General features: G+C 47.5%; 14 protein-coding genes. 11 read left to right on the top strand and 3 right to left on the bottom strand.

What is annotated here, in order from left to right:
• From ACY2VT_RS11180 to ACY2VT_RS11140, 9 genes are all read left to right on the top strand, one after another.
• The coding region (locus ACY2VT_RS11180) for a C69 family dipeptidase (RefSeq protein ID WP_461879946.1) at positions 1–1,024 on the top strand (1,024 nt) is incomplete at its 5' end.
• Between the two features lie 256 nt (positions 1,025–1,280).
• Complete coding sequence (gene rpmG, locus ACY2VT_RS11175) at positions 1,281–1,430, top strand: 50S ribosomal protein L33 (RefSeq protein ID WP_055219257.1); 150 nt, start codon at positions 1,281–1,283, stop codon at positions 1,428–1,430.
• A 21-nt stretch (positions 1,431–1,451) separates the two neighbouring features.
• Positions 1,452–1,652, top strand: a complete 201-nt coding sequence (secE, locus tag ACY2VT_RS11170) for a preprotein translocase subunit SecE (RefSeq protein ID WP_022463243.1) — start codon at positions 1,452–1,454, stop codon at positions 1,650–1,652.
• A 16-nt stretch (positions 1,653–1,668) separates the two neighbouring features.
• Positions 1,669–2,190: a transcription termination/antitermination protein NusG gene (gene nusG / locus ACY2VT_RS11165; RefSeq protein ID WP_022463244.1), complete on the top strand. Its 522-nt coding sequence runs from the start codon at positions 1,669–1,671 to the stop codon at positions 2,188–2,190.
• A 72-nt stretch (positions 2,191–2,262) separates the two neighbouring features.
• The gene (rplK, locus tag ACY2VT_RS11160) at positions 2,263–2,688 is read left to right on the top strand and encodes a 50S ribosomal protein L11 (RefSeq protein WP_022463245.1); all 426 of its coding nucleotides are present in this window, start codon (positions 2,263–2,265) and stop codon (positions 2,686–2,688) included.
• Between the two features lie 79 nt (positions 2,689–2,767).
• Positions 2,768–3,460, top strand: coding sequence for a 50S ribosomal protein L1 (gene rplA / locus ACY2VT_RS11155; RefSeq protein WP_022463246.1), 693 nt, complete (start codon positions 2,768–2,770; stop codon positions 3,458–3,460).
• A 603-nt stretch (positions 3,461–4,063) separates the two neighbouring features.
• Positions 4,064–5,044 (top strand): papain-like cysteine protease family protein, encoded by a 981-nt coding sequence (locus tag ACY2VT_RS11150; protein ID WP_461879945.1) that lies wholly within the window; start codon positions 4,064–4,066, stop codon positions 5,042–5,044.
• A gap of 20 nt (positions 5,045–5,064) precedes the next feature.
• Positions 5,065–5,661 (top strand): hypothetical protein, encoded by a 597-nt coding sequence (locus ACY2VT_RS11145; protein ID WP_461879944.1) that lies wholly within the window; start codon positions 5,065–5,067, stop codon positions 5,659–5,661.
• A gap of 259 nt (positions 5,662–5,920) precedes the next feature.
• Positions 5,921–7,921 carry a glycoside hydrolase family 31 protein gene (locus ACY2VT_RS11140; RefSeq protein WP_461879943.1) on the top strand — a complete coding sequence of 667 codons (2,001 nt, stop codon included), beginning with the start codon at positions 5,921–5,923 and terminating at the stop codon, positions 7,919–7,921.
• Between the two features lie 120 nt (positions 7,922–8,041).
• Here ACY2VT_RS11140 and ACY2VT_RS11135 read toward each other — a convergent pair whose 3' ends face one another.
• Complete coding sequence (locus ACY2VT_RS11135; protein WP_461879942.1) at positions 8,042–8,962, bottom strand: aldo/keto reductase; 921 nt, start codon at positions 8,960–8,962, stop codon at positions 8,042–8,044.
• Between the two features lie 284 nt (positions 8,963–9,246).
• Here ACY2VT_RS11135 and ACY2VT_RS11130 point away from each other — a divergent pair, with 284 nt between their 5' ends.
• A complete protein-coding gene (locus ACY2VT_RS11130) occupies positions 9,247–10,020 on the top strand; it encodes an SGNH/GDSL hydrolase family protein (protein ID WP_461874685.1) in 774 nt (257 codons plus the stop codon).
• A gap of 65 nt (positions 10,021–10,085) precedes the next feature.
• Here the strand turns inward: ACY2VT_RS11130 and ACY2VT_RS11125 are convergent, their stop codons facing one another.
• Positions 10,086–10,778, bottom strand: a complete 693-nt coding sequence (locus tag ACY2VT_RS11125; protein WP_461879941.1) for a TetR/AcrR family transcriptional regulator — start codon at positions 10,776–10,778, stop codon at positions 10,086–10,088.
• A 351-nt stretch (positions 10,779–11,129) separates the two neighbouring features.
• Between ACY2VT_RS11125 and ACY2VT_RS11120 the strand changes: the two genes are divergently transcribed.
• A complete protein-coding gene (locus ACY2VT_RS11120) occupies positions 11,130–14,228 on the top strand; it encodes a hypothetical protein (RefSeq protein ID WP_461879940.1) in 3,099 nt (1,032 codons plus the stop codon).
• Positions 14,229–15,076: 848 nt separating this feature from the next.
• Here ACY2VT_RS11120 and ACY2VT_RS11115 read toward each other — a convergent pair.
• Positions 15,077–16,009, bottom strand: a complete 933-nt coding sequence (locus ACY2VT_RS11115; RefSeq protein ID WP_461879939.1) for an AraC family transcriptional regulator — start codon at positions 16,007–16,009, stop codon at positions 15,077–15,079.
• Positions 16,010–16,177 lie beyond the last annotated feature (168 nt).

Below are 16,177 nucleotides of genomic sequence, written 5' to 3'. Positions count from 1 at the left end.
GCAGTATGGTACATACGAGATGAACGGCATTGCATTTCAGGACCACGATGAGATCTGGTGGCTGGAGACGATCGGCGGCCATCACTGGATGGCAGTGAAAGTGCCGGATGACCATTATGTGGCCATGCCGAACCAGCTTGGTATCGACCATTTTGATCTGGAGGATGCACTCGGCGGGCAGAAGGAATATATGTGCTCAGCGGATTTGAAAGAATTTATTGAAACATATCATCTGGATCTTTCTATGGATGGAAATTTTAATCCGCGCGATGCTTTCGGAAGCCACGATGATTCCGATCACGTTTACAATACACCGCGTGCCTGGTTCATGGAGCGCTATCTGAACCCGCACACGAAAAAATGGGACGGACCGGATGCCGATTACACACCGGTATCTGACGATATTCCGTGGATGATGGTTCCGGAGAAGAAGATCACCGTAGAGGATGTGAAATACGTACTGTCCTCCCACTATCAGGGAACACCGTACGACCCGTATGCCGCATACGGCGATAAATCGTGGAAAGGGGCATACCGCTCCATCGGTGTCAATCGGACCGATTTCCTTTCTGTCATCCAGATGCGTCCGGATCACAAAGGAGACAACGGCATTCTGCAGTGGATTGCATTTGCGTCAAATGCATTCAATGTGCTGGTTCCGTTCTACACCGATGTGACGACAACACCGGATTATCTTTCCAACACAACGGGAGAGGTTTCCACAGATAACTTCTACTGGGCAAGCCGCATGGTGGCAGCAATGGCAGATGCATCCTATAAGTCTTCTATCTTCCACATTGAGCGGTATCAGGAAAAGGTGATGGCAAAAGGCCATGCACTGATCCATCAGTACGATGCGCTGCTTGCGGGGGAGACAGACGAAACAAAACAGACACAATTGAGAGAAGAAGCAAACAACAAAATCGCTGAAATGCTGAAAAAAGAGACGGGTGCAACACTGCACAAGGTACTCTTTGAACTCAGCAACCAGATGAAAAACGCATATTCCAGATCGGATGCGTAACCCAAATGTGATTCCGCCTGCAGACCGACTTGCGGGCGGAATCGCACTGATAAAAATTTTCAGCGTACTTTGGGGAATTTTGTTGACAAGAGGCGGTTCGTATGCTACAATAAACCAGCGACATGGAAGAAGGTCTTTTTTTTATGCCTGAAATTGCTGAAGTACGAGCAGCAAAAGCAGGGCAAAAACGAAGAGACCGCCGCTGATCCGCAAGGATCACAAGCGATAACGCAAATACACAGTGGAGGTGGAAGTCGTGCGCGTAAAAATCACATTGGCATGTACTGAATGCAAACAGCGTAATTACAACATGACAAAAGAGAAAAAGAACCATCCTGAGAGAATGGAGACAAAGAAGTACTGCAGATTCTGCAAAAAGCACACAATGCACAAAGAAACCAAATAATCTTTGGTAAGAGGTGATCCAATGGCAGAAACTGAAAAAAAAGCATCCAAAAAGAGCTGGTTCAAGGGCTTGAAAGCAGAGTTCAGAAAAATCATCTGGGTTGACAACAAAACGCTGGGCAAGCAGACCGTTGCAGTCGTAGCGATCTCTGCAGTAACCTGCGGGTTAATCACCCTGGTTGACAGCGCTGTAATCGAGTTCGTCAATTTATTGATCAAATAAGGATAAAGGTGTCAGAATGTCAGAAGTAAACTGGTATGTAGTCCACACCTATTCGGGCTATGAAAACAAAGTAAAAGCCAATATTGAGAAAACAATTGAGAACCGTCATCTTGAGGATCAGATTTTGGAAGTACGTGTTCCTATGGAAGAAGTTGTTGAAGTCAAGAACGGAACCAAGAAACAGGTACTCCGGAAATTGTTTCCGGGCTACGTTCTGATCAACATGATCATGAACGACGATACCTGGTATGTTGTCCGCAATACCAGAGGTGTTACGGGCTTCGTAGGACCGGGATCCAAGCCGGTACCGCTTACGGATGAGGAAATGGTGAACCTTGGAATCACCGGTGGTGAGGAAAAGGTTGAGCTTGACCTTGAGGTTGGCGATGCAGTCGTTGTAACAGGCGGCGCATGGAAGGATACAACCGGACTGATTCAGAGTATCAACGATACAAAACAGATGGTTACCATCAATGTTGAGCTGTTCGGCCGCGAAACGCCGGTAGAAATAAGTTTCGCAGAAGTCAAGAAGATGTAAGAAATGCCCCAGTGGCGTTTCGTGGGAGGGAAATTCCCGCAATTACCACATTTATTTAGGAGGTGCCGTAAAATGGCAAAGAAAGTTACAGGATATATCAAATTACAGATTCCTGCTGGTAAAGCAACACCAGCACCACCGGTTGGACCTGCACTTGGACAGCACGGAGTAAACATCGTACAGTTTACCAAAGAGTTCAACGCAAGAACAGCAGATAAGGGAGACCTGATCATCCCTGTAGTTATCACTGTATATGCAGACAGAAGTTTCAGCTTCATAACCAAAACTCCTCCGGCAGCAGTTCTGCTTAAGAAAGCCTGCAACCTGAAATCTGGTTCCGGCGTTCCGAACAAAACGAAAGTTGCTACTATCTCTAAGGACAAAGTTCGTGAGATCGCAGAGATGAAGATGCCAGACCTGAATGCAGCAACTGTTGAGGCAGCTATGAGCATGATCGCAGGTACCGCAAGAAGTATGGGTATCGTTGTAGAGGACTAATTTAGAAGAAGAGTTTACATCTTCTCGTATTGACGTGGGAGGGAGATTCCCGCAACTACCACCAGGAGGTTATTAGACAATGAAACATGGTAAGAAATATTTAGAGGCTGCAAAAGCAGTTGATCGTAGCATTCAGTACGATCCGGCAGATGCTATTTCCACAGTTAAGAAATTAGCTACTGCTAAATTTGACGAGACAATCGAAGTTCACATCAAAACTGGTTGTGACGGACGTCACGCAGACCAGCAGATCCGTGGAGCAGTTGTTCTGCCGCACGGTACCGGAAAACAGGTTCGTGTACTTGTTTTCGCTAAAGGCGCAAAAGCTGATGAGGCTGTTGCAGCAGGTGCAGAGTTCGTTGGAGCTGAGGAGCTGATCCCGAGAATCCAGAACGATGGCTGGTTTGATTACGACGTTGTTGTTGCTACACCGGATATGATGGGTGTTGTTGGTCGTCTGGGCCGTGTACTTGGACCGAAAGGTTTAATGCCAAACCCGAAGGCTGGTACCGTAACTATGGATGTTACCAAAGCCGTTAAAGAGATCAAAGCAGGTAAGATTGAGTATCGTCTTGACAAAACAAACATTATCCACGTGCCAATCGGAAAAGCTTCTTTTACTGAGGAGCAGTTAAGCGACAACTTCCAGACGCTGATCGGTGCAATCAACAAAGCAAAACCGGCTACTCTGAAGGGACAGTACCTGAAGAGCGTTACTCTGGCTCCTACTATGGGACCTGGAGTTAAGGTTAATACTTTGAAGCTTGCATAATAAATGAAAGAATGAGAACCCCCGGGGCTGTATGGCTCCGGGGGTTCTTTGCGTTGAAAAACGGACGCAGGGGAAAGGCGCCCTGCCCACAGCCCGCCTTTCCCCTGCTGAGGGTGGGGACGGACGGGAAGACGTGCCCGAAAGGGCGCTGTTTCCTGACAGGGAGAATATTTAGGCTCGTGGGAGTGTGGATTGCAGGATGATGGATATTTGCCTGCGAAGAGAAAAGACGGTGTTGATATGTGGCGGAGTAGGTTATAAATATCATATAGAAGGTAAGAATAGTTATAAAAGCGATTGTATTGAAAACAGTCGCTTTTGTTTGCTTAATGACAAAAATGTTAGTTAAAATCTGAAAAAAATCTAAAAAAATAGATTGACAGCATATAAAGAGAAAAAGTATAATAAAAACGTATAAAATGTCGGAAAATACAGAGAAAGAGGGGGAAACCAATAGATTTTTAGATGAACTTATAATGCGAAGGGAGAACGAAGAAAGGAGAAGAATATGTTTCGAGCTAAGATAAAGAAAATTTGTTTTTGGGATGAGTAGTTCTATTTATTGCTTTAAGATGTAGTGTTCAAGATGTCAGTGCAAATGAGATGGAATTTTCCCCGTTACCTACTTCTAAAATTGAAAATTCGATTAATGAATTAAGGCAAAACCCTATATTGTTTGGATATGAAAATTCGGATTTTGGAGTCTTGACTGTTAGAAGTGCAATTCCATGTTATGAATATATAGCAGATAAACTGGTTTTGGAACCTTTTAGAATAATTCCTATTTATTCGGATGATAGTATTTTTCTAAATGCAATTGAAAATTATTCGGAAAATTCAGAAAAATCTGTTATACAGTTAAGCCAAATGTATACAAAGGAACTGGAGGCGTCTTCGAGTGAAGTTTTAGCATTGATTTTTGATGCGGAGAAGTGTTATGCGATAAGCGATAATGACGCTTGGGAAATATCAAAATTTTCTACAGAAGTTCCAAGAAGAGATAGTTTTAAGTCATGCAGTGATGTTTTTAAAGCATATTTATCAAACAATATTTCTAGAGAAGTACAGTTTGATACACAAGAATTAAAATATTATAATATGCCGAGTGTATGTTCGTATGCCAAGATAACTGTTAGTTATGTAAATCAGATTTATTCGAATACCTGTTGGGCTGCATGCATATCGTCCACTATGAAAAAAGTGACGGGAACAACTAAATCAGTAGAAACTATAGCAAAAGCGCAATATGGCAATAATTTTAACAACAAGGCCTCTTTGGAACAGTGTCAATACCTAATGAATTTGCTTTACAATTATCAATATCCAGTTGTAAGTAATTCAGCACCATCTAATACAACTATTTATAATAATATTAATGCAGGATATCCAATGATTACAAAGTGGACCAGTGCTTCCTTCAGCCACGCAATGGTTATTCATGGTATAAATACAGACAGCTATCCAACGGTCTATATTATGGATCCAGAAGTAGGATTTTCATCAGCACAAAAAGGAACAAATTATTTCTACGTAAGTTCAAATGGGACAGGATTATCTTTATCGGGATATTTATCAAAGCGGTAACAAGACTAAGAGATATGAAAATGAAACAAATAAGTAAATTTATTATTATTTTTTGCGCTTTTGTTATTGTATGCGCTTGTATTGCTGGGTTTGAAGAAAATAAGAAAGAGATTGTTGGACCAGAGCATGGATCAACGGATACTTTTTTGATGTGCACAGATTTTATCTCAAAGAAATCGAATGATACGATACTAAGGGATATCGAAACATTTGATGTAGAACGAGTGTCACAGATTTATATTTATATTCCGGAAGATACGGGTTATGGTATGTCCCTGAGTATTACGCGAGAGGATCACCCAAAAGAAATGCAGGAAATTCTTTCGTCTATTTATGATGGGAAAATGAAATATCAGAAGACTCCAAATTCTTTAAAAATCACAGAAAGAATAGTTTTTGATTACAATTGGTATTTTTTACTTTATGGAGATGAAATGGAACAAATGGCGCTTGTGTTTCAATATTCGGATAATACCCTGGTGTATAATGGACATGTTTTCCAAACGTCAAAAATTTATGACCCATATGTTCGTCCATGCATTTTAAAGCTTAAGGAAGAAAAACAGGAAAAATTGAAAACAGGAGAGCTTACGCAAAGGCGAATTCCGATTCCTTAAGAAAGGGATGTCACTTCAATAGGCAATATGAATAATTATGTTCGGGTAAATATCTAGTGTTTACAGTATCAATTAAAATCCCTGCTGATTATGGCGGGGATTTTGATTTGCTGAAAAAAGATCAAAATAGTGTTAGAACATGAAAATTAAGGTCAAGTATTCTGCTCGAAATGTTAGTATAATGCTAAGTAGAAAGTAAACGAAAACAATAGAGCCCACGTGCGCTTATGGGCGGCGGGCTCTGGAAAGGGAGGTTTTTATGCAGTATTTTGAGAAACAGGGAAATGCGCTGATTTTCCGGCAGGATGGGGAGACGGTTCGGGTGGAGCCGTGGCAGAAGGACAGCCTTCGGGTGAGAGGTACGCTTCTTTCGGAGATTGAAGAGGGAAGCATTGCACTGCTTGATCCGGAGCCGGTGGAAGCGGAGATTGAGCTGGTGGATGAGCTGAAAGCGACGATCAAAAACGGTAAAATCCAGGCGGTTCTCAAGCTTCAGCCGTGGGGACAGAAGCTTCGGATTACGTTCTTGAATCAGAAGGGTGAGGTGCTGCTCTCCGAGATCGCAAACGGCGGAGCGCTCTGCCTGCGGGCGCACGATTACCGTGCATTAAAGGGCGGCGCTTATCAGCTGAAAGTATCCTTCGATTCCAACCCGGATGAGAAGATTTACGGTATGGGACAGTATCAGCAGGAGCGAATGAACCTGAAGGGATGCAACCTGGAACTGGCGCACCGCAATTCGCAGGCGAGCATTCCGTTTTATGTATCGAGCCTTGGCTACGGTTTCCTGTGGCACAATGCAGCGGTCGGCGAAGTACATTTCGGAACGAACACGACGGAATGGCTGGCACGCACCACAAAGCAGCTCGACTACTGGGTAACCGCAGGCGATACCCCGGCGGAAATTGAAGAGCACTTTGCAGATGCCATTGGTAAAGTTCCGATGATGCCGGAGTACGGTCTTGGCTTCTGGCAGTGCAAACTGCGCTACTACAATCAGGAGCAGGTACTGAATGTGGCGCGCGAGTACAAAAAACGCGGCATTCCGCTGGATGTTTTCGTGATCGACTACTATCACTGGCCAAGATGCGGTGATTACCGTTTTGACGAGGAATACTTCCCGGATCCGAAGGCAATGATCGACGAGCCGCACGAGATGGGCATTGAGACGATGGTTTCCATCTGGCCGCAGATCGACTGGAGAAGTGAAAATTACGAAGAAATGAAACAGCAGGGACTTCTTGTGAAGAGTAATGCAGGTGTTGATGTTCAGATGCTGTTCCATGGAAATAATGTCTTTTTGGATGCAACGAATCCGAGAACGAGAAAGTATGTCTGGGAGAAAGTAAAGAAAAACTATGCAGATCTCGGCATCCGCACGTTCTGGCTGGATGAAGCAGAGCCGGAGTTTTCGACGTACGAGTATGAGTGCTACCGCTACGCCGCAGGCCCGGTGGAAGAGATCGGAAATATTTACCCGAGAGAGTATTCCCGCATGTTCTACGAAGGACAAAAAGAGAACGGGCAGGAAGACATTGTCAACCTTGTGCGCTGTGCATGGCTCGGAAGCCAGAAATACGGTGCGCTCGTGTGGTCCGGGGATATTTTCTCAACCTACGAGGACTTCCGTAAACAGATCTGCGCAGGTCTTCATATGGGACTGTGCGGCATTCCGTGGTGGACAACCGATATCGGCGGATTCCACGGCGGTGTGACCGACGATCCGGACTTCCAGGAGCTGCTGGTGCGCTGGTTCCAGTTCGGCGCTTTCTGCCCGGTTATGCGTATTCACGGAAACCGCGGACCGAGAGAAGAGATCATCAACAAGGCAGGCGAAGTGCGTGAGGGAACCGGAGCTGACAACGAGGTATGGAGCTTCGGAGAGAAAAACTATGAAATCCTGACAAAATTCATTGGTGTCCGTGAAAAAATGCGCGATTACACGAGAAGCCTGATGGCAGAAGCACACGAAAAAGGAACACCGGTCATGAGAACGATGTTCTATGAGTTCCCGGAGGATGCAGCGTGCTGGGATATCTCCGATGCTTACATGTTCGGTTCCGACATTCTTGTAGCCCCGATCGTTCAGCCGAAAGCAACGAGCCGCACCGTCTATCTGCCGTCCGGCGCATCCTGGACACTGGCAAATACCGGAGAGGTTTACGAGGGCGGAAAATCCTACGAAATCGACGCCCCGATCGAGACACTGCCGATCTTCCTGCGCGATGGAAAACAGGGATATCTGGTAGGCGAGATCTGATGATAGAAAAAGAATAGAAAACGAAAAAGCATTCCTGCCGGGATAAAACGAAGCAGGAATGCTTTTTGCGCGAATCAGGAATGGAATATGGTCAATAAGTCTGTACAGCCCCGGAGATCCTTACGGAAGCGGATGGCCTGCTGCCAGATACAGTTCGTACCACTCTTCGCGTGTCAGGGTAATATCACACGCTGCAATAATCTCTTTCAGACGTTTTTCACTTGCCGTACCGGTGACGAGCTGCATATTCGCCGGATGGCGCAGAATCCACGCCGCTGCAATCGTGGTATCACTGACACCGTATTTTTCGGCCAGCACGCGGATTTTCTGATTCAGGTCCGGGTACTCGTCGCTTCCAAGGAAGCATCCCTTCCATGACGGCATCTGGAACGGCGACCACGCCTGAAGCGTAATATCATGGAGCCGGCAGTAGTCGAGCAGACTTCCGTCGTGGTCAACCGAGCCCGGTGTCTCCATATTAACTTCCATGCCGTTGGCAACAAGATTGGAAACCGGAATGCTGAACTGTACCTGATTGACAACGAGCGGCTGGCGGACATATTTCTGCAGGAGCGCGATCTGCATCGGCTTGTGGTTGGAAACGCCGAAATAGTGGACCTTTCCGCTCTCAAAGAGAACATCAAACGCCGCGGCAACTTCTTCCGGGTCCACGAGCGCGTCCGGGCGGTGGAGCAGCAGAAGATCGAGGTAATCCGTCTGCAGCCGTTTTAAAATACCGTCCACAGATTCCAGAATGTGCTCTTTTGACAGATCATAGCAGCCCTGGCGGATGCCGCATTTGGACTGGATCAGAACATCCTCGCGGTGCAGGGAAGGATCGGAGGCAAATGCATCACCGAAAACTGTTTCGCTCATGCCGCCGCCGTAAATATCAGCATGATCAAAGAAATATGCGCCCTGTTCCAGCGCGGAATGGATAAAATGATTCATCTCGTCTTTCGATTTTTCGGAAAGCCGCATGCATCCGACTGCAATCGAAGGAACTTTTCTAAGATGACTGCCTAAAACCGTTTCTTTCATGACAGAATTCTCCTTTGTGATAAAATAAAATCTTACTCTCACTATACCACTCAAGTACACTTGAGAGTCAATCTTTTTTGGGAAAAAGCGGTGAAAGCTTTCGCCAGAACCGCTGCGGATTCGACCGAAACACAGAAAAGCCGAACTTTGTTAACAAAATCGGAACAAAATCGACAACAAAGTTTACTTGCATTTTCGAAAAAATGATGTAAGATAGGGGTATTCGAAAAAAGATCCGAAAGGATCTGTAAATCTGTACTGACTCAGATAATGGAGGTTTACCCATGGATGCAAAAATCATAGCCGGAATCCTGGCAGCAGGAGGCGCAGCCTTAGCCGTCGGCGGCGTATATAGAATGAATAAGAAAACTGGTTACTTCAAAAAAGGAAATTCCGTCCGGTACGATGTTTCCCGGATTCCGTTTAAAAAGACGAGTCCGTTAAAAGGAAAGACGGTTGTCTTCCTGGGATCTTCCGTGACGAAAGGCTTTGCGGCCCACAATAATTCGTTTGCAGAATACATAGCAAAAAAAGACAGCTGTACCTGTATTAAGGAGGCAGTCAATGGAACGACGCTGATCGATAACGGCGAGGATTCCTACATCGAGCGCATGCGCGACAATCTCGACCAGGAGCGCAAGGTGGATCTGTTTATCTGCCAGCTTTCTACGAATGACGCAACGCGCAACAGTCCGCTCGGCGAAATTTCGGAATCCCGTGATCTGGACAGCTTCGATGTCAAAACCGTCTGCGGTGCGATCGAGTACATCATTGCGTATGCAAAAGAAACGTGGCACTGCCCGGTTATGTTCTACACTAACCCACAGTATGATTCCGATACGTACGCAAAGATGGTGGAAGCACTTCTGAAAATCCAGGAAAAATGGCAGATCGGCGTGATTGATTTCTGGAATGATGAACGGATCAACAGCGTTTCGCCGGAAAAACGGAAACTGTATCTCCAGGATCCGATCCATCCGATGAAGGCCGGCTACGCTGAGTGGCTCGTCCCGGTGATGGAGCAGCGGATTGCCGAATATCTGGAAACGCAGGTGTAATCAAAAAGGAACAAAAAAATACTTTCGTGGTTTCTTGGGCTGGAAGATTCCGCGAAAGTATTTTTTTATTGCTCTGCCCTTAATGGAACCGGATGATCGGGCTGCTGTGCTGACGAAACTGTCTTTTCCGTACTTTCTGTTACTTTGCGTTTTTTGCGGATCCGGAACTGTTTGAAAATGCCGCGGATGGCGTCATAGAGCTCCGGCTTTAATTCCTCAAGCGGGATCGGCTGCTGGTACAGAATGGCGTTGTAGCTTGTACCGCTTACGAGTTCCAGAATCATATAGAACATCAGCTCCGGTGAGCGGTACGTATATGCCGCATGGGAGAGCAGCGATTCGTAAATCGTGTAGATGGCAGGTGTGTCGCTGAACGGGGAAAACGTAAGTGAATTTTTGAAGAACCCCCAGCTTAAGTGCTTGGAGATCAGCGTCACAAGGCTGTGGTTGGCAGCAAACTGGTCGAGGATATTGTCGGTGATGAAAAGAACCTGTTCTTCAAAATCCTGGATATCCGGATGACGCAGCAGATCCGTATAGGCAGCCTGGAATATCTGGCTTGCCTTGTGCGCAATCAGATGATTTCGAATATCGTACTTATCTTTGAAATAAAGATAGAAGGTGCCCTTTGCAACGCCGGCGTTGTTCACGATGTCCGAAATGGAGGTTTTACTAAAGCCGTTGTCGATAAAGAGCGAGAAAGCAGAGTCCAGAAGGGACTCGCGTTTTATTTGTTTGTTATTATCAATTTTTCCCACAGAGAGTCTCCTTTCCTGAAAGATATCAAAAGCGTGTGTCATTATCTTGTCTATAATTATAGGTATCATACATGGAAACTGTCAAAGGGAAAATGACTAATTTTCTCATTTTTGTGACTATGCACGAAGAAAAAAATGACCGATCGTCAATTTTGTGCAGTATTTAATGTTGACTAAGAGTCATTTTTGCGTTATAACATTAGATGATTGAAAGGCATAGGAAAAACATCCTCGATCTGAGGGAAACGGTATCCCGCAGTATCTTACTCCGAGCGGGTTTTACTTCTCTTATGATCCTGGATTTCATCATAAAAAACCATTATAAAAACCACAGAAAGGAAGTTTATCACAATGAATAGAAACAGAAAACTGAGAAAACAGATGATGTCTGGTCTTGCTGTTGGTATGGCTGCTGTTATGGGAGCTGCTCCGGTTTATGCAGCGACAGGAGAGGACGCAGCGGTTTCCAAAGAAGAAACCGTATATGTAAATGCAAATGCAGACGGATCGGAAGATCAGATCACCGTATCCAACTGGCTGAAGAATGCAGGAACGGAAAAGAACCTGAAAGATGAGAGTGAACTGAAGGACATCAAAAACGTAAAGGGCGACGAGGAGTTCACCCAGAGCGGAAACAAGCTGACCTGGCAGACAGACGGCGAGGATATCTATTATCAGGGAACAACCACAAAAGAGCTTCCGGTTTCCGTGAAGTTCACCTATTATCTGGACGGCAAGGAAATCAAACCGGATGACCTGGCCGGAAAGAGCGGAAAACTGAAAATCAAAGTGGACTATACAAACAATACAAAGACAACGGTTGACATCAACGGCAAGAAAGAGACGATGTACACCCCATTCGTCCTGATGACCGGAATGATTCTTCCGCAGGATACTTTCTCCAATGTCAAGATTGACAATGGTAAAGTCATTTCCGATGGAAGCAGAAACATCGTAATCGGATTTGGTATGCCGGGCCTGCAGGAAAGCCTGGGATTAAATTCCGATTCCCTTGAAGATCTGGTATCTGGTGACAGCGATTTCGAACTGCCGGAAAGCCTGGAGATCACTGCAGATGTGGAGAACTTCTCTCTGGATTCTACCTTCACCGTTGCACTTGACGATGTTCTCGACACCATCGATACCGACAACATCACCGGATACGATGACCTGAAGGATGCACTGAATGATCTTGAGGATGCTGCAATGGAACTGGTTGACGGTTCCAAGGCACTCTCCGATGGTGTGGATACTTTAAAAGACAGCTACAAAAAGCTGGATGATGGTATCGGAACGTTAAAAGACGGCGCTGACGAGCTGAACAGCGGGGCCGGCACCCTGGCAAGCGGAGCATCGACTCTGGCAGGCGGAGCATCGACTCTGGCAAACGGAACTTCTGCTCTAAACAGCGGAGCTTCTACCTTAAACAGCGGAGCAGCTACCCTGTCAAACGGAGCATCCACCTTGAGCAGCGGAGCTTCTTCTCTGGCAAGCGGCGTAAACTCCTACACCGAGGGCGCTGATACCCTGAATAAAGCAATCCAGACGTATCTTGGAAAGAACGGTGCGCTGACTGGAAGCGTAACCGAGTATGTAAACGGTGTGAATAAAGTCGTTGCAGGCGTAAAACAGTACACCGACGGAACAACACAGCTGTCCGACGGCGTTGCTTCCTATGTAGCAGGCGAGAAACAGCTTGCAGCAGGCGCTGAGCAGCTTCAACCTCTGGCAGACGGCCTGACTGAGGTAAACAGTGCAATCGCAACACTGAATGCAGCACTCGATGGAAAAGATGAGAATGATATTTTAGCAGGAGCAAAACAGCTCTCCGAAGGACTGACCAGTCTGAACGAGCAGCTGCAGAGCACCGATGTACAGAGCCTTCTGACGATGGTAGACGGTATGACCAGCACCGGTTCTACCCTGATCTCCGAGACCGAGGCACTCTCCGAGGTTCTGAACACCACAATCGCAGGATCTGTCAACAGCATGATGACAAACGGCAACGAGCTGATGAGCCAGATGGATACGCTGTCCAAAGGACTTGAGAGCTACTTAAGCGGTCTGGAGGCACAGATCACGAATCAGGCAACGCAGATGGGAACCCAGATGGCGGCACAGGTTCAGGCATGGGCAGACGGAGCAGCAGCACAGCTGAATCAGGAAGCAACAGCAACAGCACAGAGCGCAGCTGATGCAGCAGCAAGCCAGGCATCCGCCGATGCAGCAAAACAGGCAAATGATCAGCTCTCTGCAGCAGCGGCTACACTGGATGCACAGATTTCCGCAGCTAAGAGCGCCGGAAATACAGAGCTTGCCGATTCCTTAAGTAAAGCAAGAAACCAGATCGGAAGTGTCAGCGTTTCCGCTTCCGCCGGAACCGTTTCGGTTACTCCGGTTACAGCTCCGCAGATTACCCTTCCGGAACTGAACTTCGAAATCGAGCGCCCGGATCTCTCCGGTCTTGCAGCAATGCAGCAGAAGATGAGCGATATCAAGAGCCAGTACAGCGATCTGCAGAAGACGGTTGCAGCGCTGATGCCGCAGCTTGAGACGATGCAGAAACAGATGAAGACCATTACAGACAATAAAGCTGTTGTTGAGCAGAATCTCGGCGCGATGCAGAAGCTGACCGCAGGTGTGGCACAGCTTGATGCAGGCGGAAGTGCTCTGTACAAGGGCATCGGTACTCTGTCCGCAGGTGTGAGCCAGCTGTACAGCAGCACAAATGAGAGCTTTGCAAAAGCAACAGCAGGCATTAATGCACTGAACGCAGGATTCACCCAGCTGGGTGCTTACAATGATACGCTGCTTTCCGGCGCAAGCCAGCTGAAAGCAAATGCACCGGCTCTGGTTGAGGGTGTTACGACTCTGCAGGGCGGCACGACACAGCTGACCGCAGGTCTTGGACAGCTGGGAAGCCAGTTAAGCGATGGATCTGCAAAACTTTCTGCAAACAGCGGAAGCTTAAGAAGCGGTGCTTCTCAGGTAGCAAGCGGAGCATCCCAGCTGGCAAGCGGAGCTTCCGCGCTGGCAAACGGAACTTCTTCACTGGCAAGCGGAGCTTCCGAACTGAACAGCGGAGCATCTACGCTGGCAAGCGGAGCATCTACGCTGGCGAGTGGAGCTTCTACACTGGCAAATGGAACTTCTACTCTGGCAAGCGGAGCTTCGGATCTGCAGTCGGGAAGCAGCAAGGTTGTTGATGGTATTGACGAGCTGTCTGATGGTGCGAAAGAACTGGCTGACGGTACGAAGAAGTTTGAAGAAGAGGGTACCAGCAAGCTGAAGAGTACCTTTGAGGATGATCTGGGAGATGTACTGGATCGGATTCAGGCGTTGAATTCGGATAAGTGCGCTTATACTTCTTACAGTGGTAAGACAAATGGAATGGATGGAAGCGTGAAGTTTATTATTGAGACTGCGGCGATTGAGGCTGCGGAAGAATAATGCAGTAATGCGATTCTACGGAAGGCTGTGAGGCCGCTTGCGTCCGGGATGCTTTCCCGGGCCGCGGGGCGTGGGATGGGCGGGGAGATCCGCCGGAAAAAACAGATGCGGTTCGACAGGAACCGGCGCAATTCGACAGGAAATTCGATAATTTCCCGTCTCAGTGCGCCTTGCCCCCTGGTGTTGAGCACCAGGCGGCATCCTGCCGAACCGCATCTGTTTTTTCCGGATCTCCACACCGCCCATCCCAATGCCCCGCCCCCAGGGAAAGCATCCCGGACGCCGCCGGCATCTACGTTACGAAAAGGCGCGGCTGCTTATATTGGGTGGAATAGGACGAGAGGGAGGTGAAGCAGCGCGCAGACGGAGCAGAATGGGAGTGGGAGGTGGTGGAGAAAAAAAGAGCAAAAAATAAGAACAGCCCGCGGGTGTGCGGGCTGCTCTTTCATAATGAGGGGGGAGATAGTTTTGAGTGGTTCATCAACTATCTGAGATATAGTATAGAGAAGAAATGTGAGCAAAGTATGTCTATTTTCTAAAAGAAACAGTAAATTTCTAAAGAATAAGTGAATCCACTCATTGTGTAAATCACTTCCGTCCCCCACAACGTATATGGGCCCCCAGGCGCAGCGGAGCGTCCGCCCCCGCGGTGCATTTGCAGGAGGGGTAAGGATGTTAGAGGGCGGAAATTTGCGTTGGAGCCGGGCGCAGCACTGTCTGACCGAAGGGAGTTTGCGGAGCCCGGTTCCGGTTTTAGCAAATTTTCGGCCTCTTACAGCCTCTTCCCCTCCGAAACAGCACCGTGGGGGCGGACGCTCCGCTGTGTCTGGGGGTCGTACCCCTCCGTCCTATTCAAAAGAAATTTTCCGGGCAGCGTAGCTTTTCCGGTACTGCCCCGGCGTCATCCCGGTGAGTTTACGAAAAGCAGTGGAAAAATTATGTGCATCCTGAAACCCGACGTTGTAAGCAATCTGAGAAACAGTGTGATTCGTATCCGTCAGCTCAGCCATTGCGCTGTCCATTTTGGATTTCAGGATGAATTGTTTTAACGTCATCCCGGTGCCCTCGTGGAAGAGGGAGGAGAGGTACTTGTCGTTGTAGCCGAAATAGCGGGCGAGTTCGGTGACCTTGAGGGACTCGCTGCTGTGGTACTGAATGTAGCTGATGATGTCCTGCAGGATCTGCGTCCGCTGCGTTTCGGAAGTGTAGGTGCGGTAGAAGGGACTCTGGCAGTTGATTTCGCCGAGAACAGCGGCAGTCAGGCTGTTGTTGAGGAACGTGTTGTGGAAACGCAGGGAAGTGTCCTGGAGCTGCTTCATGAGGATGATGACGCGGTTCGGGGACGAAAGCGTTCCCTGGCGCGGGATGCATAACGTTTCGGGGTAGTTGGATGGAAGCTGGGCGGGAGCGAGGTCCTCAAGGCGGTAGGAGGATGGCGGTGCAGCATGAAACTCATCCAGAACCGATCCGGCGGTCGGGTCAGAAGGAGCGACGATCGGTGCGGAGGGGATACCCGGGATAAAATGGAGCCAGTAGAAAGAGCAGCTTCCCTTTTTCGAGCCATGCTGATGGACGGTCGGCGGCAAAAGAAGATATTCGCCGGGGTGAACCTCGTAAGAGCGGCGTTCGTCCGCGATAAAAAGAGTTCCTTCCGTCACAACCATCAGTTCAAAATTGACGAGATTCCGTGTCAGGTGCATCCACTCCGGGGATGGGGACTGGAATTTGCCGCAGAGGTCGTAGGTAAAACAGGCGGCATCTGGAAATAAAACAGAGATCATATGACTTTTTCAAACCTTTTCAAACATTCTTGTATTTTAAACGGCGGTCCGTTTTGCTAAAATAAAACTATAGAAAAACAGGAAAACAGCCGTCAAAAGAAGTGTAACGCTTCCCATCCCTGAAAGCAAGGAAAATATCTTTTTCAAACCAGGAGGCGGCGGAAGACA

The sequence above is a fragment of the Fusicatenibacter sp. genome, from assembly GCF_050872605.1.
Classification (GTDB): Bacteria; Bacillota; Clostridia; order Lachnospirales; family Lachnospiraceae; genus Fusicatenibacter.
Note: the sequence above shows the minus strand (reverse complement) of the source record. Positions and strands in the feature narration are given on the sequence as shown.